Here is a 19,607-nt window from a genome sequence, read left to right as displayed (position 1 = left end):
CCCCAGGCTTTGCGCTATTTTTTCGAACAAAGGCCTTTAGACTGAACGCCAACGCAGACTTGCCGAGGAGTTTCCGATGGGCCTTTTGATCGACGGCCGCTGGCATGACCAGTGGTACCAAAGCAGCAAGGACGGCGCCTTCCAGCGCGAACAGGCACAGCGCCGCAACTGGCTGACCGCCGACGGCAGGCCCGGCCCCAGCGGCGAAGGCGGCTTCAAGGCCGAAGCCGGGCGCTATCACCTCTATGTTTCCCTGGCCTGCCCCTGGGCCCACCGCACCCTGATCCTGCGCAAGCTCAAGAGACTGGAAAGCCTGATCGATGTGTCGGTGGTCAGTTGGCTGATGCTGGAAAACGGCTGGACCTTCGACCCGGCCCACGGCTCCAGCGGCGACAAGCTCGATGACCAGGCCTTCCTGCACCAACGCTATACCGCCGATACCGCCGACTACACCGGCCGCGTAACCGTGCCGGTGCTGTGGGACAAGCAGTTGCAACGCATCGTCAGCAATGAGTCGTCGGAAATCATCCGTATGTTCAACAGTGCGTTCAACGGGCTGACCGGCAATCAGCTGGATTTCTATCCCGAAGCCTTGCGCCCGGTGATCGATAGCTGGAACGAGCGTATCTATCCGGCGCTGAACAACGGCGTCTATCGGGCCGGATTTGCCACTTCACAGGGCGCTTATGAAGCAGCCTTTGATGATGTGTTCGACGAACTGGAGCAGTTGGAGCGGCATTTGGGGGAGAACCGTTATCTGGCGGGGGAGTACCTGACTGAAGCGGATGTGCGACTGTTCACCACGCTGATACGTTTTGATGCGGTGTACTACGGGCACTTCAAATGCAATCTGCGGCGGATTGCCGATTATCCGAACCTGTCGAACTGGCTGCGGGAGCTGTTTCAATGGCCGGGAGTGGCCGAGACAGTGGATTTTGCCCATATCAAGGGGCACTACTACGCCAGTCACCGAACCATCAATCCGACGGGGATCGTGCCCAAGGGGCCGCAGCAGGATTTCATGGCCAAGCATGATCGCGAGCGATTGGCGGGACGTGGGGTGATGGGCGCGTGAGGGCCAGAAGGCTTCGTTCAGTTAAGAAAGTCTGAAGCCGGACACGGTCTTGTGGCTAGCGGGCTTGCCCGCGCTCGGCTGCGAAGCAGTCGCAAAACCGCTCATCCCGGTCTGCCTGACAAGAGAGGTTCACAGGTTTTAGGGGCGCTTCGCGCCCCAACGCGGGCAAGCCCGCTCGCCACATATCCCGGCCTGCCGTGAAAACAGTCTTAGCTGAACAGCGTTGGGGTTTACCCGCTCACCACAAAGACTCGATCAAACCTGGGATTGCGCGCCTTCGAACCAGGCCAGTTTCTCGCGCAACTGCACCACTTCACCGACAATCACCAGCGTCGGCGCATGCACTTCATGCTCCGCCACCAGTTGCGGCAAGTTGGCCAAGGTCCCGGTAAACACCCGCTGATTGGCCGTGGTGCCCTGCTGGATCAACGCCGCCGGGGTCTGTGCCGAACGACCATGGGCAATCAACTGCTCACAGATCATCGGCAACCCGACCAGGCCCATGTAGAACACCAACGTCTGCGCCGGCGCCACCAGATCCGCCCATGGCAGATCCGTGGAACCATCCTTCAAATGCCCGGTGACAAAGCGCACCGACTGCGCGTAATCGCGGTGGGTCAACGGAATCCCGGCATAAGCCGAGCAACCGCTGGCCGCCGTGATCCCCGGCACCACCTGGAACGGAATGCCCTGGGCCGCCAGTTCCTCGATCTCTTCGCCGCCACGGCCAAAGATGAACGGATCGCCCCCCTTCAAGCGCAGCACCCGCTTGCCCTGTTTCGCCAGGTCGACCAAGCGCTGGTTGATCTGCTCCTGGGGCACGGCATGCTCGGCGCGCCGCTTGCCCACATAGATCCGGTCCGCATCACGGCGACACAGCTCCAGAATCGCCGGCGCCACCAGACGGTCATACAGCACCACATCGGCCTGCTGCATCAGGCGCAGGGCCCGGAAGGTCAGCAAGTCCGGATCGCCCGGCCCCGCCCCCACCAGATACACCTCGCCCGGCGCATTCGGTGCCATGCCGTTGATCTTCTCCAACAGCAGGCGCTCGGCTTCGGCGCCCTGCCCGGCCAACTGGCGATCGGCAATCGGGCCCTGGAATACTTCTTCCCAGAACGCCCGACGCTGTTGCACACCCGGAAACAGGTGCTTGACCTGGGCCCGGAAGCGCGCCGCCAAACCGGCCAACTGACCATAGGTCGACGGTATCCAGGTTTCCAGCTTGGCCCGGATCAAGCGCGCCAGCACCGGCGCATCACCACCGCTGGACACCGCGATGATCAGCGGCGAACGGTCGACAATCGCCGGAAAGATCACGCTGCACAACGCCGGCGCATCCACCACATTGACCGGCACGCAGCGCCGATGGGCATCCGCCGAGACCTGGGCGTTGAGCGGCTCGTCGTCGGTGGCGGCAATGATCAGCCCACAACCGTCGAGGTCGGACTCAAGGTAACCGCGTAGCAGCAACTCGCCGCCGCTGCCGCCGACCAGTTCGCGCAACTGGTCCTCGATCTCGGGCGCGACAACCCGCAGCAGCGCGCCGGCATCGGCCAGCAGGCGGGATTTGCGCAAGGCAATCTCGCCCCCACCGACCACCAGCACACGCTGGCCGCGCAGGTTGTGGAACAGCGGCAGAAATTCCATTTAGCCGATGACCTCAAGGCCGCTCATGTACGGCTTGAGCACTTCCGGCACGCGGATCGAACCGTCAGCCTGCTGGTAGTTTTCCAGCACCGCCACCAGCGTGCGGCCCACGGCCAGGCCGGAGCCGTTCAGGGTGTGCACCAGTTCCGGCTTGCCGGTTTCCGGGTTACGGAAACGCGCCTGCATGCGACGGGCCTGGAAGTCGCCGCAGTTGGAGCACGACGAGATTTCACGGTATTTGTCCTGGCTCGGCACCCAGACTTCCAGGTCGTAGGTCTTCACGGCGCTGAAGCCCATGTCGCCGGTGCACAGGGCCAGTACGCGGTATGGCAGCTCGAGCAGTTGCAGGACCTTCTCGGCGTTGGCGGTCAGGCCTTCCAGGGCTTGCATGGAAGTCGACGGCTCGACGATCTGGACCATCTCGACCTTGTCGAACTGATGCTGGCGGATCATGCCGCGGGTGTCGCGGCCCGAGGCACCGGCCTCACTGCGGAAGCATGGGGTGTGGGCGACGAACTTCAACGGCAGCAGCTTCGGATCGAGGATCTCGCCCGAGACGATATTGGTCAGCGACACTTCGGCGGTCGGGATCAGGTACAGATCGGCTTCGCCTTCGCGGCTGATCTTGAACAGATCTTCCTCGAACTTCGGCAGTTGGCCGGTGCCTTGCAGGGCTGGGGCCTGGACCAGGTAAGGCGTATAGGCCTCTTCGTAGCCGTGCTCGGCGGTGTGCAGGTTGATCATGAACTGCGCCAGGGCACGATGCAGACGGGCAATCGGACCACGCAGCAGGGCGAAACGCGCACCGGACAACTTGGCGGCGGTTTCGAAATCCAGCCAGCCGAATTTCTCGCCCAGGGCAACATGGTCCTGGATCGGGAAATCAAAAGTGGTCGGCGTCCCCCAGCGACGGACTTCGACGTTGCCCTCTTCATCCGCACCGACCGGCACCGACTCATGGGGCAGATTCGGAATGCCCAGCAGGATCTGGTCCAGCTCGGACTGGATGGCGTCCAGCGCGATCTTGCCCTCGCTCAACTCGGAGCCCATGGTTTCGACACTGGCCATCAACGGGGCGATGTCCTCGCCGCGCTGCTTGGCCTGACCGATACTCTTGGAAACCGCATTGCGCTCGGCCTGCAATTGTTCGGTGCGGGTCTGCACCACCTTGCGCTGGTTTTCCAGCGCTTCGATGCGGGCGACATCGAGGCTGAAGCCACGGGAGGCCAGGCGATCCGCTACGTCCTGAAGGTTGCTACGTAACAGTTTGGAGTCGAGCATGTCGGTTTCTCGTTGTCAGAGTTTGGTCAAGGACAGGCCGGCCCAGGTCGCGAGCAGCCCGCCGAATACGCTGAGGGCCGCATAGCCCAGGGCAGTGAGCACTTGCCCGCTTTCCAGCAGGCGCACCGTATCCAGTGAAAAGGATGAAAATGTGGTCAGGCCGCCGACAAATCCCACGATCAAGCCGGCGCGGATCTCAATCGGCACCTCGGGACGCAGCAAAAACAGGCCGTAGAGCACGCCAATCACCAGGCAGCCCACGATATTAACGGCCAATGTCGCGGTATAGAAGTGCCGCGGCCAATTGGCATTGATCAAATTGCCCGTGGCGAAGCGCACCAGGGTGCCGACGATACCCGCGACAGAGACGGCAAGCACGGTGCGGATCAAGGCTTTCTCCGTTGTCTCGGGCTGTTGCGGTCAAGGCTGGCGAGGTGGTTGAGCTTTTCGCCGATCTTCAATTCCAGCCCGCGCGGCACCGGCTGATAGAAGGGCTGCGGCGGCAACTCCTCGGGGAAATAATCCTCGCCCGCCGCGTAGGCGTCGGGTTCGTCATGGGCGTAGCGGTACTCGTCGCCATAGCCCAGCTGCTTCATCAGCTTGGTCGGGGCATTGCGCAGGTGCAGCGGGACCTCCAGCGAGCCATGCTCGGCGGCGCTGCGCATGGCGGCCTTGAAGCCCATGTACACGGCGTTGCTTTTCGGCGCGCAAGCCAGGTAGGTGATGGCCTGGGCCACCGCCAGTTCGCCTTCGGGGCTGCCGAGACGCTCCTGCACATCCCAGGCCGCCAGGCACAGGCTCAGGGCTCGCGGGTCGGCGTTGCCGATATCCTCGCTGGCCATGCGCACCACCCGGCGGGCCAGGTAGAGCGGATCGCAGCCGCCATCGAGCATGCGCGCGAACCAGTACAGGGCGCCATCGGGGTTGGAGCCGCGCACCGATTTGTGCAAGGCGGAAATCTGATCGTAGAACGCCTCGCCGCCCTTGTCGAAACGCCGACGGGTGTCGCCGAGCAGGCTTTGCAGCAGTTCAACGCCGATCTCGCTGCCATCCTCGGCCAGGTCCGAGGCGTTTTCCAGCAGGTTGAGCAGCCGCCGGCCATCGCCGTCCGCCGCCGACAGCAGCATCTTGAAGCCTTCATCGCCCAAGGTCAGCTGACGCTTGCCCAGGCCGCGCTCTTCGCTCAAGGCGCGCTGCACCAGTTTGTTCAGCGCCGCCTCGTCGAGGCTTTTCAGCACATAGACCCGCGCCCGGGAGAGCAGGGCGTTGTTCAGTTCGAACGAGGGGTTCTCGGTGGTGGCGCCGATGAAGATCAGCGTGCCGTCTTCCACATAAGGCAGGAAAGCATCCTGCTGGGACTTGTTGAAGCGGTGCACTTCGTCAACGAACAGGATGGTGCGCTTGCCGTACTGGCCGGCCTGCTGCTTGGCGACTTCCACCGCCTGGCGGATCTCCTTGACCCCGGCCAGCACCGCCGAGACCGTCTCGAAGTGGGCATCCGAAACTTCCGCCAGCAGCCGCGCCAGGGTGGTCTTGCCCACGCCCGGCGGGCCCCAGAAGATCATCGAATGCAGCGCGCCCTGCTCCAGGGCTTCACGCAGGGGCTTGCCACGAGCCAGCAGGTGCTCCTGGCCGACGTACTCATCCAGGTTGGTCGCGCGTAAACGGGCGGCCAGCGGCTGGGCAATCGGGGCACGGCTGAACAAGTCCATGGCGGGCGTCTGAAACCTCTTATTCCTGGATCACGTCCGCACCCTTGGGGATGTCGAACTTGAACTTGGCGGCATCGATGGGTTCATTGGCCTTGACCCCGGTGAACAGCAGGTTGGTGCGCTGGCCGACGCTGTCGATCAGTTGCATGTCATTGATCAGGCCGTTGCGAAACGACAGGCGCAGGCTGTCGAACAGGGTGTCCTTGGTTTTCGGCTTGAGGATGAAGTCGATCACCCCACCGGCTTCCTTGGCGCTGATATCGAAGCTTTCGCTGATCTTGGAGACATCGCCGGACAGCAACAGGGCCGGGGTCTGGGTCAGGCGCAGGTCGAGCTTCTTGATGGTGACCTGTTCCAGGTCCGGGTCCCAGAGGGTGACCTTCTGGCCATCGGAGATCATGGTCTGCTCCTGCGGCGCATCCGTGTGCCAGAAGAACAGGCCCGGGCGCTTGAGGGACATTTCGCCGGCGGTTTCCTGCAACTGGGTACCGCTGCCATCCAGGGTCAACTGCGAGAAGTGCGCGGTCAGGGTCTGGGACTTTTCCAGCAACTGGGTCAAACGGGCCACGTCCTTCGGATCGGCGTGGGCCGACAGCGTGGTCAGGGCCAGAACCGGCAGCAACAGCATGCGGATAAAACGCATGGGAATCCTCATTGAACTCGTTGATAAAGGCGTGCCGCGTGAGCCCACGCGGCGCGGATCAGTCGCGCGACGGCCCGGGGGCGAGTACTTCACGCGAGCCGTTGGTGTTCATGGACGTCACGACCCCGGCCATTTCCATGGCTTCGATCATGCGGGCGGCCCGGTTGTAGCCAATCTTCAGCTTGCGTTGCACCGCGGAAATGGAGGCCCGACGGCTTTCCAGGACGAATTGTACGGCTTCGTCATACAGCGCATCGGTCTCGGCATCGTCGTCGCCGCCGCTGCCACCACCGTCAAAGCCACTGCCCGCCTCTTCGACACCGTTGAGAATATCGTCGTTGTACTCGGGCGCGCCGCGCAGCTTCCAGGCCTCCACCACGCGATGGACCTCATCGTCGGAAACAAAGGCGCCATGGACGCGAATCGGCAGGCTGGTGCCCGGCGGCATGTAGAGCATGTCACCGTGGCCGAGCAATTGCTCGGCGCCACCCTGGTCGATAATGGTCCGCGAGTCGATCTTGCTCGACACCTGGAACGCCATGCGGGTCGGGATGTTGGCCTTGATCAGGCCAGTGATCACGTCCACCGACGGCCGCTGGGTCGCGAGAATCAGGTGGATACCGGCGGCCCGGGCCTTCTGGGCGATACGGGCGATCAGTTCTTCGACCTTCTTGCCGACAATCATCATCATGTCGGCGAATTCGTCGACCACCACCACGATGGTCGGCAGCTTCACCAACAGCGGTGCTTCATCGTGAATGCTTTCGCGGTTGTACAACGGGTCGGTCAGCGGCGTGCCGGCGTCCTGGGCTTCCTTGACCTTGTGGTTGAAGCCCGACAGGTTACGCACGCCCATCTTGGCCATCAGCTTGTAGCGCCGCTCCATCTCGGCGACGCTCCAGCGCAGGGCGTTGGCGGCGTCCTTCATGTCGGTGACCACCGGGCAGAGCAGGTGCGGAATGCCTTCGTAGATCGACAGCTCGAGCATTTTCGGGTCGATCATGATCAGCTTGGCATCTTCCGGGCCGGACTTGAACAGGATCGACAGGATCATCGCGTTCACCCCCACCGACTTACCGGAACCGGTGGTACCGGCCACCAGCAGGTGCGGCATCTTCGCCAGGTCGGTGATCACCGGCTTGCCGCCGATATCGTGACCCAGGGCCAGGGTGACCGGGGATTTGGCGTCGTCGTACTCCGGGGTCGAAAGCACTTCGGAGAAACGCACGATCTGACGGTCCTCGTTGGGGATCTCGATGCCCACGGTGGTCTTGCCGGGGATGACTTCCACCACCCGCACGCTGGTCACCGCCAGCGAACGCGCCAGGTCCTTGGCCAGGTTGGAGATCCGGCTGACCTTCACCCCCGCCGCCGGTTGAATCTCGTAACGGGTAATCACCGGGCCCGGGTGAATGGAGTCCACCGAGACCTCGACGCCGAACTCCTTGAGCTTGATTTCCAGCAGGTGGCCAACGGCCGCCAGGGATTCCGGCGAGTAGTTGAGCTGTTTCTTTTCCGCCGGGTCGAGGATCGAGATCGGCGGCAAGGTGCCTTCCACCGCGCTGTCGACGAACAACGGCGCCTGTTTCTCTTTCTCCACGCGCTTGCTCGGCTGCGGCGGCTTCGGCGGTGCCGGGGCGATGACCGGTGGCACCTGCTTCTCGCGCTCGGACATGTGCTTGCTCAAGGCCTGCTCGCGCTCGATCAGGCGTTCCTTGACCTTGGCCTGCTCGCGCTTGTCGGGAACGCTCGGCGCCACCTCGTGGACCCGGTCGTCGACTTCCCGCAGTTGCGCCACCAGTTGCTTGCGCTCGACCCGGGATGACCACCAGCGGTTCAGCGCGCCCTGGACCAGTTCGAACAGGTCCAGGGTGATCTTGCCGGTGACGTCCATGACCTTGAACCAGGACAGATCGGTGAACACCGTCAGGCCGAACAGGAACAAGGCGATGAACAGCAGCGTGCTGCCCTGGATGTTCAAGGCGTTTTTCGCCAGGTTGCCAAGGCTCTCGCCCAGGGCGCCGCCGGCACCCGCCGGCAAGCCGACGGGCGAATGGAAATGGATATGGGCCAGCGCGGCCCCGGACAGCACCAGGAACACCAGGCCGATCAGGCGCCAGGAAAACAGCCAGCCGCTCCACTGCCAGGGTTCGTGGCGCTGGCGAAAGATCTGGTAGGTCTTGATCGCCAGCAACAAGGGAAACACATAGGCGAAGTAACCCAGCACCATGAACAGGATGTCGGCGCTGTAGGAGCCGGCGGGACCGCCGAAGTTCTGCACGTCGTCGATCTTGCTGTTGTGGCTCCAGCCCGGATCGTCCTTGCCATAGGTGAGCAAGGCCATCATCAGGAACAGGCACAACGCGCCGAAAGCGATCAGCGCACCTTCCTTGAGGCGATAATGCAGCTGCTGCCGCCAGAGCGGAACGACTGTTTTAGAGGGTGTGGCGGTGGATTTCTTCAAAATGATTCACTGTTTCATTACATAACCGGCATTGTACGGATTTGTCCGCCCGATGCCACGCTGTCACCGCATGGGTGTAGCATAACCGACAGCACTTTTCACGCGGTTCAATTTGAGCACGCATTCTCTTTTGTGACAAAGGCTTATGAGGTGTTTTATGAGCGCAACCAAGCATTCACGCCTGATCATCCTGGGTTCCGGCCCCGCCGGTTACAGCGCGGCCGTCTATGCCGCGCGCGCCAACCTCAAGCCTTTGGTCATTACCGGCCTGCAAGCCGGCGGTCAATTGACCACCACCGCCGAAGTCGACAACTGGCCCGGCGATGTCGAGGGCCTGACCGGCCCGGTACTGATGGAGCGCATGCAAAAACACGCCGAGCGCTTCGATACCGAGATCGTCTATGACCACATTCACACCGCCAAGTTGCAGCAGCGCCCGTTTATCCTCGAGGGCGACAGCGGTGTCTATACCTGCGACGCCCTGATTATCGCCACCGGGGCCTCGGCGCAGTACCTGGGCCTGCCGTCCGAGGAGGCCTTTGCCGGCAAGGGCGTTTCGGCCTGCGCGACCTGTGACGGGTTCTTCTACCGCAACCAGGTGGTGGCAGTGGTTGGCGGCGGCAATACCGCGGTCGAGGAAGCCCTGTACCTGGCCAATATCGCCAAGGAGGTGCACCTGGTGCATCGCCGGGACAAGCTGCGCGCGGAGAAGATCCTCCAGGACAAGCTCTTCGATAAGGCCGCCACCGGCAATATCCGCCTGCACTGGAACCAGAACCTGGATGAAGTCCTGGGCGACGCCAGCGGGGTCACCGGAGCGCGCCTGCGCCACGGCGAAACCGGCGCAACCCAGGAACTGCCGCTGGCCGGAGTGTTCATCGCCATCGGCCACAAACCCAACACCGACCTGTTCCAGGGCCAGCTGACAATGCACAACGGCTACCTGCGGGTACAGGGTGGCAGCGAGGGCAATGCCACGGCGACGGAGATTCCCGGAGTGTTCGCCGCTGGCGACGTGGCCGATCATGTCTATCGCCAGGCCATTACCTCCGCTGGCGCCGGCTGCATGGCGGCACTGGATGCCGAGAAGTTCCTCGACGATAACTGATTGAACGCCGACCCTGTGGACCGACCGAACGCGATCCCTGTAGGAGCCGGCTTGCTGGCGATGGCCACGATGCAAGGCTCACGGGCCTCTCGCGAGCAAGCTCGGCTCCCGCAGGTGGCGCGGCGCCTATGAGGCTGTACATGACCGCCCTCCCCTTCTCTGCTCAAGCCCGACTGCCATGCTGACCTGGTTACAACGCGACTCCCTGACTTTTCCGCCACTGGCCAAGGCCATGCGCGAACCCAACGGCCTGCTGGCCGCCGGCGGCGACCTGTCCGCCGATCGGCTGATCCAGGCCTACCGCCATGGCTGCTTCCCCTGGTTCTCCGAAGGCCAGCCGATCCTCTGGTGGTCGCCGGACCCGCGCACCGTCCTGTTTCCCGACGAGTTGCATGTGTCGCGCAGCCTGAACAAGCTGTTGCGCCAGCAACGCTACCAGGTCACCTTCGACCGCGATTTCGCCGCCGTGATCCGCGCCTGCGCCGCCCCACGCACTTATGCCGATGGCACCTGGATCACCGAGGCCATGCAAAACGCCTACCTGCAACTGCATGAACGCGGCTTCGCCCACTCGGTGGAGGTCTGGGACAACGAACAACTGGTGGGCGGCCTCTATGGTCTGGCCATGGGCCAGTTGTTTTTCGGCGAATCCATGTTCAGTCGCGCCGACAACGCCTCGAAATTCGGTTTCGCCACCCTGGTCAGCCACCTCAAGGCCGCGGGCTTCGTCCTGATCGACTGCCAGATGCCCACCGAGCATCTGCACAGCCTGGGCGCCCGGGCCATTCCCCGCGCCGAGTTCGCCCGCTATCTGCGCGAACACCTGGACCAACCCAACAGCGCCACCTGGCGGGCACCTCGCCAAGACTGAACAGGCCTCCCGCAACTTCCGCCGCACGCTCAAGAACAAGGCAAGGCTCAACGAATGGACAATCGGCCAACGTATCGAAAAAACATAATACGATCGGGCAACCTTCACACAGTGCCTAGGCGTCTTTTCCCAGGCTGGCTTACACTTGATTCAACGCAATTCGAAGTTTATCCCGAGGGTCGATCATGACCGAGCTGGCGCGTTTGAAGTTTTATGCCACTCAACCCCACTCTTGCAGTTATCTGCCCGAAGAGCAGGCCACCACGCTGTTCCTCGACCCCAGCCAGCCCATGGACGTGCATGTCTACGCAGATCTGTCGGAGATGGGCTTTCGCCGCAGCGGCGACCATCTGTACCGGCCACACTGCCAGAACTGCAACGCCTGCGTGCCGGCGCGCATTCCGGTGGCGCCATTTGTATCCAATCGCCAACAGAAACGCATCCTCAAGCGTAACGCCGATCTCAAGGTCAAGGCCGTCAAGCCGGGGTTCAGCGAGGAATACTTCGACCTGTACCAACGCTATATCGAGCAACGCCATGCCGATGGCGACATGTTCCCACCCAGTCGCGACCAGTTTTCCACTTTCCTGGTCCGCGACCTGCCGTTCTCACGCTTCTATGAGTTCCGCCTGGAGGGACGCCTGCTGGCGGTGGCCGTCACCGACCTGCTGCCCAACGGCCTGTCGGCGGTCTACACCTTCTACGAGCCCGCTGAGGAGCGACGCAGCCTGGGGCGCTACGCTATCCTCTGGCAGATCGCCGAAGCCCAGCGGCTGGGACTGGAGGCCGTCTACCTCGGCTATTGGATCAAGAACTGCAAGAAGATGAACTACAAGACCCAATATCGGCCGATCGAACTGCTGATCAATCAACGCTGGGTCACCCTCAGCTGAGTCAGCGGCCCAGCGGAATCGAACGGTATTTTCCAGGTCGGTACTAACCCCTTGGCGTGAACCCCCTTTTTCGGGCACAATGCACGCCGCTTTTGCCTGGCGCAGTTGCACCGGGCCATTCACTGGACACCGAGGGCTTTACTGCATGTCGAAAGAAGACAGCTTCGAAATGGAAGGCACTGTCGTCGACACCCTGCCAAACACCATGTTTCGCGTGGAATTGGAAAATGGGCACGTCGTAACCGCGCATATCTCCGGGAAGATGCGCAAGAACTACATCCGCATTCTCACCGGTGACAAAGTGCGCGTCGAGCTGACGCCCTACGACTTGAGCAAAGGGCGCATCACCTACCGCGCTCGCTAAGCAAGTCGATACAAAAACGCCCGGCACTGCCGGGCGTTTTTGTTTGTGTGGCGAGAGGGCAAACCCTAATGCCGCTCAGTCAAGACCGAACACGGTCGCTGTGGGGCATGCCCGCTCGCCACACGCTCAAGACAGCAGAAACAACAAAGGCGCCCGAAGGCGCCTTGGTTTTCTTGCGGTATCACTTCAAGCCATTTCAGCCGTGGTTTCGAAGTCGAAGGTCAGCTCGCCATCCTTGATATCGATGTGCACCACACCGCCATGGTCGGCCAACTCGCCGAACAGGATTTCTTCGGCCAATGGCCGCTTGATCTTGTCCTGGATCAGACGCGCCATTGGGCGTGCGCCCATCGAAGCGTCGTAACCGCCCTCCGCCAGCCAACTGCGCGCCGCATCGGTGACTTCCAGTTGCACACGCTTGTCTTCCAACTGCGCCTGGAGCTCGGTGAGGAACTTGTCCACCACGCTCTTGATCACCTCATGACTGAGGCGACCAAACTGGATAATGGTGTCCAGACGGTTGCGGAACTCCGGCGTGAAGCTCTTCTTGATCACTTCCATGGCATCGGAAGAGTGATCCTGGTGCGCGAAGCCGATAGAGGCACGCGCCGCGGTCTCGGCACCAGCGTTGGTGGTCATGATGATGATCACATTGCGGAAATCCGCCTTGCGCCCGTTGTTGTCGGTCAGGGTCCCGTGATCCATCACCTGCAGCAGCAGGTTGAAGACTTCCGGGTGAGCCTTCTCGATTTCATCGAGCAGCAGGACGCAATGCGGCTGCTTGGTGATCGCCTCGGTCAACAGGCCGCCCTGGTCGAAACCGACATAACCCGGAGGCGCGCCGATCAGACGGGAAACGGTATGCCGCTCCATGTACTCGGACATGTCGAAGCGCACCAGCTCGATCCCCATCGCCTTGGCCAACTGCCGCGCCGCTTCGGTCTTGCCGACACCGGTGGGTCCCGCGAACAGGAACGAACCGACCGGTTTGTCCGGCGACTTCAATCCGGCACGGGACAGCTTGATGGCGGTCGACAGCGAGTCGATGGCCGCATCCTGGCCGAACACCGTCAGTTTCAGGTCACGCTCCAGATTACGCAGCAGTTCCTTGTCGGAGCTGGTGACGTGTTTTGGCGGAATCCGCGCAATCTTCGCCACAATGTCCTCGACCTGTGCCACCTCGATGCGTTTTACCCGTTTCTCGATCGGTTGCAGGCGCTGGTAGGCTCCCGCCTCGTCGATAACGTCGATAGCCTTGTCCGGCATATGCCGATCGTTGATATAACGCGACGCCAGTTCGGCGGCGGCGCGCAAGGCCTCGTCGCTATATTCGATGTTGTGATGCTGCTCGAAACGCCCCTTGAGGCCGCGCAGGATGCCGATGGTGTCTTCCACCGAAGGCTCGGACACATCGACCTTCTGGAAACGCCGGGCCAGGGCACGGTCTTTTTCAAAGATGCCGCGAAACTCCTGGAAGGTGGTCGAGCCGATGCAACGGATATCACCCGAGGAGAGCAACGGTTTGAGCAGGTTCGAGGCATCCATGACACCACCGGAAGCGGCACCCGCGCCGATGATGGTGTGGATTTCGTCGATGAACAGGATCGCCTGTGGACGCTTTTTCAGCTCGCCGAGCAACGCCTTGAAGCGCTTCTCGAAATCGCCACGGTATTTGGTACCGGCCAGCAGGGCCCCCAGGTCGAGGGAGTAGACCACGCTGTTGGCCAGCAGGTCCGGTACCTGGTTGTCGACGATACGCTTGGCCAGGCCCTCGGCGATGGCCGTCTTGCCCACGCCCGCCTCACCCACCAGCAACGGGTTGTTCTTGCGCCGACGCGCGAGGATCTGCGCCACGCGCTCGACTTCCAGCTCGCGCCCGACCAGCGGGTCGATACGACCCTGGCGTGCCAGTTCATTCAGATTGCTGGCGTAAGCGTCCAGTGGATTGCCTGAAGATGAAGACTCACCGCCCTCTTCGTCCTGCATGTCTTGCTCGCCTTCGGAGTGATCGCCGTGCCCGGGCACCTTGGAGATGCCATGGGCGATGTAGTTGACGACATCGATACGTGCCACGCTTTGTTGCTTGAGCAGGAACACCGCCTGGCTTTCCTGTTCGCTGAAGATCGCAACCAGCACGTTCGCGCCCGTCACTTCGCGCTTACCGGAACTCTGCACATGGAAGACAGCACGTTGCAGGACACGCTGGAAGCCCAGAGTCGGCTGGGTTTCGCGGTCCTCGTCATGGACGGGGATCAGCGGCGTGGTGGAATCGATGAACTCCTGCAGATCGTGCTTGAGTTTGTCGAGGTTGGCGCCACAGGCACGCAGGACGGTGGCGGCCGCCTCATTATCCAAAAGGGCCAGCAGCAGGTGCTCGACGGTCATGAATTCATGACGCTTCGAACGAGCCTCCTTGAAGGCAAGATTGAGGGTGACTTCGAGTTCGCGGTTTAACATAGTTCACCTCATACCCAAGTGGTCGGCATTAACCGTCCTTCTCGATTTCACAGAGTAGCGGATGCTGGCTTTCCCTGGCGTACTGGTTGACCTGCATGGCCTTGGTCTCGGCGATGTCGCGGGTAAACACTCCACATACTGCCCGCCCTTCTGTGTGGACGGCCAGCATGACCTTGGTCGCCAGCTCGCGATTCAGGTTAAAAAACACCTCGAGCACTTCGACGACGAAATCCATCGGTGTGTAGTCATCGTTGAACAAAACCACCTTGTACATCGGTGGCGCCTGCAGCGCGGGCTTGGATTCCTGTACAGCAATACCCGCGGAATCGTCGTCGTGGGAATCCGGGCGATCCTGATTGAATGTTAGTCGAATCTGGCTGATTGCATGCATGGAAAGAAAGGTTCGTCTGTTGAGCAATTGCAGTGATGGGGACGCTTCGGACAGTTTTCAACACTGGCCGCCAGGTCACCTTGACTATCGGCAAAACGGTGTTACAACCAATAGAACCCACATTGGGTAATAAAGGTCCATACCGTCAACCGTTTTTCTGGTTCACGCAGTGAAGGATGAACTGGATGATACTCCAGTGATGGGGTCGCTTGCAGAGGGATATGAGCATGCTGAGTGGTAAAGTCAAGTGGTTCAACAATGCCAAGGGCTACGGCTTCATCATTGAAGAAGGCAAGAGTGAAGATCTGTTCGCCCATTACTCGGCCATCCAGATGGATGGCTACAAAACCCTTAAGGCTGGCCAGGCAGTAAGCTTTGAGATCATCCAGGGTCCAAAGGGACTGCACGCGGTCAACATTTCGGTACCCGTGTCCGCCGCAACACCCGATAAAAACCCGCAAAAGGCCGGGGAACGCGCTTGCGTCGCAACGGCCAGAGCCTGAAAGCAGGGGCTTTCAGACAAGAAAACGCCCGATCCAGTCGCCTGGATCGGGCGTTTTCATTGACCGTCCGTCGAATCACATGTGCTTGATCAGCGCATCGCCAAAGCCGGAAGACGACACCAGCGTCGCACCGTCCATCAGACGCTCGAAATCATAGGTCACGGTTTTCGCGCCAATGGCGCCATTGGTGCCCTTGATGATCAGGTCGGCCGCTTCGGTCCAGCCCATGTGCCGCAGCATCATTTCCGCGGAAAGGATCAGCGAACCGGGGTTGACCTGGTCCTTGCCGGCGTACTTGGGCGCGGTCCCGTGAGTCGCTTCGAACATCGCCACGGTATCGGACAGGTTGGCGCCCGGCGCGATCCCGATACCACCGACTTCAGCGGCCAGGGCGTCGGACAGATAGTCGCCGTTGAGGTTCAAGGTCGCGATCACGTCGTACTCGGCCGGACGCAGCAGGATCTGCTGGAGCATGGCATCGGCGATGGCGTCCTTGACCACGACGTTGCGGCCGGTCTTCGGGTTCTTGAACTGCATCCACGGGCCGCCATCGAGCAGCGTCGCGCCGAACTCCTCGGCCGCCACTTCATAGGCCCACTCCTTGAAGGCCCCCTCGGTGAACTTCATGATGTTGCCTTTATGCACGATGGTCAGCGACTTGCGATCGTTGTCGACGACATATTGCAGGGCCTTGCGCGCCAGGCGCTGGGTGCCTTCCTTGGACACCGGCTTGATGCCGATGCCGCAGTCCTGGTCGAAACGGATCTTGGTCACGCCCATTTCTTCCTTCAGGAACTTGATGACCTTGTTCGCTTCCGGCGAGCCGGCCTTCCATTCGATACCGGCATAGATGTCTTCGGAGTTCTCGCGAAAGATCGTCATGTCGACGTCGCCAGGCTTCTTGACCGGGCTCGGTACGCCTTCGAACCAGCGCACCGGACGCAGGCAGACATACAGGTCGAGCTGTTGGCGCAGGGCGACGTTCAGCGAGCGGATACCGCCGCCCACCGGCGTGGTCAGCGGGCCCTTGATGGAGACGACATAGTCCTTGACCGCGTCCAGGGTTTCCTGGGGCAGCCAGGTATCCTGGTCATAGACCTGGGTGGCTTTCTCGCCGGCATAGACTTCCATCCAGGAGATCTTGCGCTTGCCGCCATAAGCCTTCTGCACCGCCGCATCGACGACCTTGATCATCACCGGGCTGATATCGACGCCAATACCATCACCCTCGATGAAGGGGATGATCGGGTGGTCAGGAACATTGAGAGAATGGTCTGCATTGACGGTGATTTTGTCGCCGACTGCCGGAACCTGAATCTTCTTGTATCCCATGCTGAACTCCATCTATGGATTGAACATCTGGCTGCGTTCGAGCGTACCCCAGTTGCTTGCGCGCGGGAACCTCACAGCCGATCCGTCTGCCGCGAAAAACCTTGAGTTCGCGACCTACAAGCTTGAAATCAAAGGTAAAAGCGCCAAAGTCGAGCACTTCTTGCGACGCCACGCCGCAGCCCGTCCTGCGACCTTTAGACCAATGGACGAGTGTAGTCGTTTCTGAAGCATCGGCGTTTTGCCAGCAACCTATGTATAATCGCGCCGCTGACCATGGAGTCACGCCGGCCGACCGCTCTGTTACTGGAAAAATGTAGCCGAGACTTTCCGCCCAAAGCCGGGCTGTTACCGCAGTCCGACCGCTTGACGCTCGACTGATGCACCCAACATCACCGCGCGCGAAGAAACCTCGATATTCGGCTCATGGATGACTTTGAACGAACGCGCTTACCCGGCGCATCTCGAGTTTCTGCGCATGCTTTAGCAAAGAAGAGAGTTAACCCGAATATGCCCAACCGTTCGAAGATCATCTACACCTTCACCGACGAAGCCCCTGCCCTCGCCACCTATTCGCTGCTGCCTATCGTAGAGGCCTTTACCGCTTCGGCTGATATCGCCGTGGAAACCCGCGATATTTCCCTGGCCGGACGCATTCTCGCAAGCTTCCCCGAACAACTGGGCGCCAAGGCCGTGCCGGATCACCTCGCCGAACTGGGCGAGCTGGCCATCACCCCTGAAGCCAACATCATCAAGCTGCCGAACATCAGCGCCTCGGTTCCACAACTGCAGGCCGCGATCAAGGAGCTGCAAGCCCAGGGCTTCAACATCCCGGACTACCCGGAAACCGTAACCAACGACGCCGAGAAAGACGCCCGCGCCCGTTACGACAAAATCAAGGGCAGCGCCGTGAACCCGGTACTGCGCGAAGGCAACTCCGACCGCCGCGCGCCGCTGTCGGTCAAGAACTACGCCCGCAAGCACCCACACAAGATGGGCGCCTGGGCGGCTGACTCCAAGTCCCACGTGGCCCACATGAGCAGCGGCGACTTCTACGGCAGCGAAAAAGCCGCGCTGATCGACACCGCCGGCAGCGTCAAGATCGAATTGATCGCCCAGGACGGCACTGCCAGCGTCCTGAAGGAAAAGACCAGCGTACAAGCCGGTGAGATCATCGATTGCGCCGTGCTGAGCAAGAACGCCCTGCGCAGCTTCATCGCCGCTGAAATCGAAGACGCCAAAAAACAAGGCGTGCTGCTGTCGGTGCACCTGAAAGCCACCATGATGAAGGTCTCCGACCCGATCATGTTCGGCCAGATCGTCGCCGAGTTCTACAAGGACGCCCTGACCAAGCACGCCGCGGTGCTGGAACAGATCGGCTTCAACCTGAACAACGGCATCGGCGACCTGTACACCCGCATCAAGGCCCTGCCGGCCGAGCAGCAGGCGCAGATCGAAGCGGACATCCAGGCGGTCTACGCCGCGCGTCCGGAGTTGGCCATGGTCAACTCCGACAAGGGCATCACCAACCTGCACGTGCCGAGCGACGTGATCGTCGACGCCTCGATGCCGGCCATGATCCGTGACTCCGGCAAGATGTGGGGCACCGACGGCCAGCTGCATGACACCAAGGCGGTGATCCCGGACCGCTGCTACGCCACCATCTACCAGGCCGTCATCGAGGACTGCAAGCAACACGGCGCCTTCGACCCCACCACCATGGGCAGCGTGCCGAACGTCGGCCTGATGGCGAAGAAAGCCGAAGAGTACGGCTCCCACGACAAGACCTTCCAGGTCAAGGCCGACGGCGTGGTTCGGGTTTCCGACAACAGCGGTCGCGTCCTGCTGGAACAAACCGTGGAAGCCGGCGACATCTTCCGCATGTGCCAAGCCAAGGACGCGCCGATCCAGGACTGGGTCAAACTGGCCGTCAACCGCGCTCGCGCCAGCAACACACCGGCCATCTTCTGGCTCGACCCGATGCGCGCCCATGACGGCGTGGTGATCGAGAAGGTCCAGACCTACCTCAAGGACCACGACACCACTGGCCTGGACATCCAGATCATGTCGCCGGTCGACGCGATGAAATTCACCCTGGCCCGCACTCGTGCCGGCAAGGACACCATCTCGGTCACCGGCAACGTGCTGCGCGACTACCTGACCGACCTGTTCCCGATCATGGAACTGGGCACCAGCGCCAAGATGCTGTCGATCGTCCCACTGATGAACGGTGGCGGCCTGTTCGAAACCGGCGCCGGCGGTTCGGCACCGAAGCACGTTCAGCAACTGCTGGAAGAGAACTTCCTGCGCTGGGACTCCCTGGGTGAATTCCTCGCCCTGGCCGCCTCCCTCGAACACCTGGGCGTGACCTACAACAACCCGAAAGCCCTGGTGCTGTCGAAGACCCTGGACCAGGCCACTGGTCAGTTCCTCGACAACAACAAGTCGCCATCGCGCAAAGTCGGCAACATCGACAACCGCGGCAGCCACTTCTACCTGGCGCTGTACTGGGCCCAGGCCCTGGCCGCCCAGAGCGAAGACACCGCGCTGCAAGGCCAGTTCACCCAACTGGCCAAGACCCTGGCCGAGAACGAGGCAACCATCGTTGCCGAGCTCAACGCCGTACAGGGCAAGCCAGTGGACATCGGTGGCTACTACCACGCCGATGCCGAACTGATCAGCAAGGCCATGCGTCCGAGCGCAACCTTCAACGCGGCGATCGCTGCGCTGGTGTAAGCTTTTCGGCAGCACCACAAGCCCCGGCCCAGTGCCGGGGTTTGTGTTTGTGGCCCGCGCATTCATCGAACCGCGAATACACCCCCCTGCGGGAGCCAGCTGGCTGGCGATGAGGCCGACAAGCCTGGCT

At 61.5% G+C, this 19,607-nt stretch carries 16 protein-coding genes; 7 read left to right on the top strand and 9 right to left on the bottom strand.

What is annotated here, in order from left to right; all coding sequences use genetic code 11:
• Nucleotides 1-76 precede the first annotated feature (76 nt).
• Entirely contained in the window at nt 77-1,075 is a 999-nt protein-coding gene (locus PFEN_RS10210) for a glutathione S-transferase family protein (protein WP_191486715.1), read from the top strand.
• 255 nt (nt 1,076-1,330) lie between these two features.
• Here the strand turns inward: PFEN_RS10210 and cysG are convergent, their stop codons facing one another.
• From cysG to ftsK, 6 genes are read right to left on the bottom strand one after another with little or no spacing between them, the layout of a single operon-like run.
• Nucleotides 1,331-2,725: a siroheme synthase CysG gene (gene cysG, locus PFEN_RS10205; RefSeq protein WP_191486714.1), complete on the bottom strand. Its 1,395-nt coding sequence runs from the start codon at nt 2,723-2,725 to the stop codon at nt 1,331-1,333.
• The gene (serS, locus tag PFEN_RS10200) at nt 2,726-4,006 is read right to left on the bottom strand and encodes a serine--tRNA ligase (RefSeq protein WP_191486713.1); all 1,281 of its coding nucleotides are present in this window, start codon (nt 4,004-4,006) and stop codon (nt 2,726-2,728) included.
• Nucleotides 4,007-4,021: 15 nt separating this feature from the next.
• The gene (crcB, locus tag PFEN_RS10195; RefSeq protein ID WP_191486712.1) at nt 4,022-4,396 is read right to left on the bottom strand and encodes a fluoride efflux transporter CrcB; all 375 of its coding nucleotides are present in this window, start codon (nt 4,394-4,396) and stop codon (nt 4,022-4,024) included.
• Nucleotides 4,393-5,718: a replication-associated recombination protein A gene (locus PFEN_RS10190; RefSeq protein ID WP_191486711.1), complete on the bottom strand. Its 1,326-nt coding sequence runs from the start codon at nt 5,716-5,718 to the stop codon at nt 4,393-4,395. The genes crcB and PFEN_RS10190 overlap by 4 nt, the downstream gene beginning before the upstream one ends.
• Nucleotides 5,719-5,737: 19 nt before the next feature.
• Nucleotides 5,738-6,361 (bottom strand): outer membrane lipoprotein chaperone LolA, encoded by a 624-nt coding sequence (gene lolA / locus PFEN_RS10185; RefSeq protein ID WP_191486710.1) that lies wholly within the window; start codon nt 6,359-6,361, stop codon nt 5,738-5,740.
• Between the two features lie 58 nt (nt 6,362-6,419).
• On the bottom strand, nt 6,420-8,825 hold the full coding sequence (ftsK, locus tag PFEN_RS10180) for a DNA translocase FtsK (protein WP_191486709.1): 2,406 nt from the start codon (nt 8,823-8,825) through the stop codon (nt 6,420-6,422).
• A 157-nt stretch (nt 8,826-8,982) separates the two neighbouring features.
• Here ftsK and trxB point away from each other — a divergent pair, with 157 nt between their 5' ends.
• The 4 genes from trxB to infA all read left to right on the top strand — a co-directional run bounded on the left by trxB (nt 8,983) and on the right by infA (nt 12,061).
• Nucleotides 8,983-9,933, top strand: a complete 951-nt coding sequence (gene trxB, locus PFEN_RS10175; RefSeq protein ID WP_191486708.1) for a thioredoxin-disulfide reductase — start codon at nt 8,983-8,985, stop codon at nt 9,931-9,933.
• Between the two features lie 178 nt (nt 9,934-10,111).
• The gene (gene aat / locus PFEN_RS10170) at nt 10,112-10,804 is read left to right on the top strand and encodes a leucyl/phenylalanyl-tRNA--protein transferase (protein ID WP_191486707.1); all 693 of its coding nucleotides are present in this window, start codon (nt 10,112-10,114) and stop codon (nt 10,802-10,804) included.
• Nucleotides 10,805-10,989: 185 nt separating this feature from the next.
• Entirely contained in the window at nt 10,990-11,697 is a 708-nt protein-coding gene (locus PFEN_RS10165; protein ID WP_191486706.1) for an arginyltransferase, read from the top strand.
• A 145-nt stretch (nt 11,698-11,842) separates the two neighbouring features.
• Entirely contained in the window at nt 11,843-12,061 is a 219-nt protein-coding gene (gene infA, locus PFEN_RS10160; RefSeq protein WP_002553999.1) for a translation initiation factor IF-1, read from the top strand.
• Nucleotides 12,062-12,247: 186 nt separating this feature from the next.
• Here the strand turns inward: infA and clpA are convergent, their stop codons facing one another.
• Both clpA and clpS read right to left on the bottom strand, forming a co-directional pair.
• On the bottom strand, nt 12,248-14,518 hold the full coding sequence (gene clpA / locus PFEN_RS10155; RefSeq protein WP_191486705.1) for an ATP-dependent Clp protease ATP-binding subunit ClpA: 2,271 nt from the start codon (nt 14,516-14,518) through the stop codon (nt 12,248-12,250).
• A gap of 28 nt (nt 14,519-14,546) precedes the next feature.
• Nucleotides 14,547-14,909, bottom strand: coding sequence for an ATP-dependent Clp protease adapter ClpS (clpS, locus tag PFEN_RS10150; RefSeq protein ID WP_040069302.1), 363 nt, complete (start codon nt 14,907-14,909; stop codon nt 14,547-14,549).
• A 227-nt stretch (nt 14,910-15,136) separates the two neighbouring features.
• Between clpS and cspD the strand changes: the two genes are divergently transcribed.
• Entirely contained in the window at nt 15,137-15,412 is a 276-nt protein-coding gene (gene cspD, locus PFEN_RS10145; RefSeq protein WP_224770935.1) for a cold shock domain-containing protein CspD, read from the top strand.
• A gap of 75 nt (nt 15,413-15,487) precedes the next feature.
• Here cspD and icd read toward each other — a convergent pair whose 3' ends face one another.
• Complete coding sequence (gene icd / locus PFEN_RS10140) at nt 15,488-16,744, bottom strand: NADP-dependent isocitrate dehydrogenase (protein ID WP_191486703.1); 1,257 nt, start codon at nt 16,742-16,744, stop codon at nt 15,488-15,490.
• A gap of 507 nt (nt 16,745-17,251) precedes the next feature.
• Between icd and PFEN_RS10135 the strand changes: the two genes are divergently transcribed.
• The gene (locus PFEN_RS10135) at nt 17,252-19,477 is read left to right on the top strand and encodes an NADP-dependent isocitrate dehydrogenase (RefSeq protein WP_191486702.1); all 2,226 of its coding nucleotides are present in this window, start codon (nt 17,252-17,254) and stop codon (nt 19,475-19,477) included.
• Nucleotides 19,478-19,607: the final 130 nt, after the last annotated feature.

It is taken from the genome of Pseudomonas sp. FEN, from assembly GCF_904067045.1.
Lineage (GTDB): Bacteria > Pseudomonadota > Gammaproteobacteria > Pseudomonadales > Pseudomonadaceae > Aquipseudomonas.
This window is presented reverse-complemented; position numbering and strand designations above follow the sequence as displayed.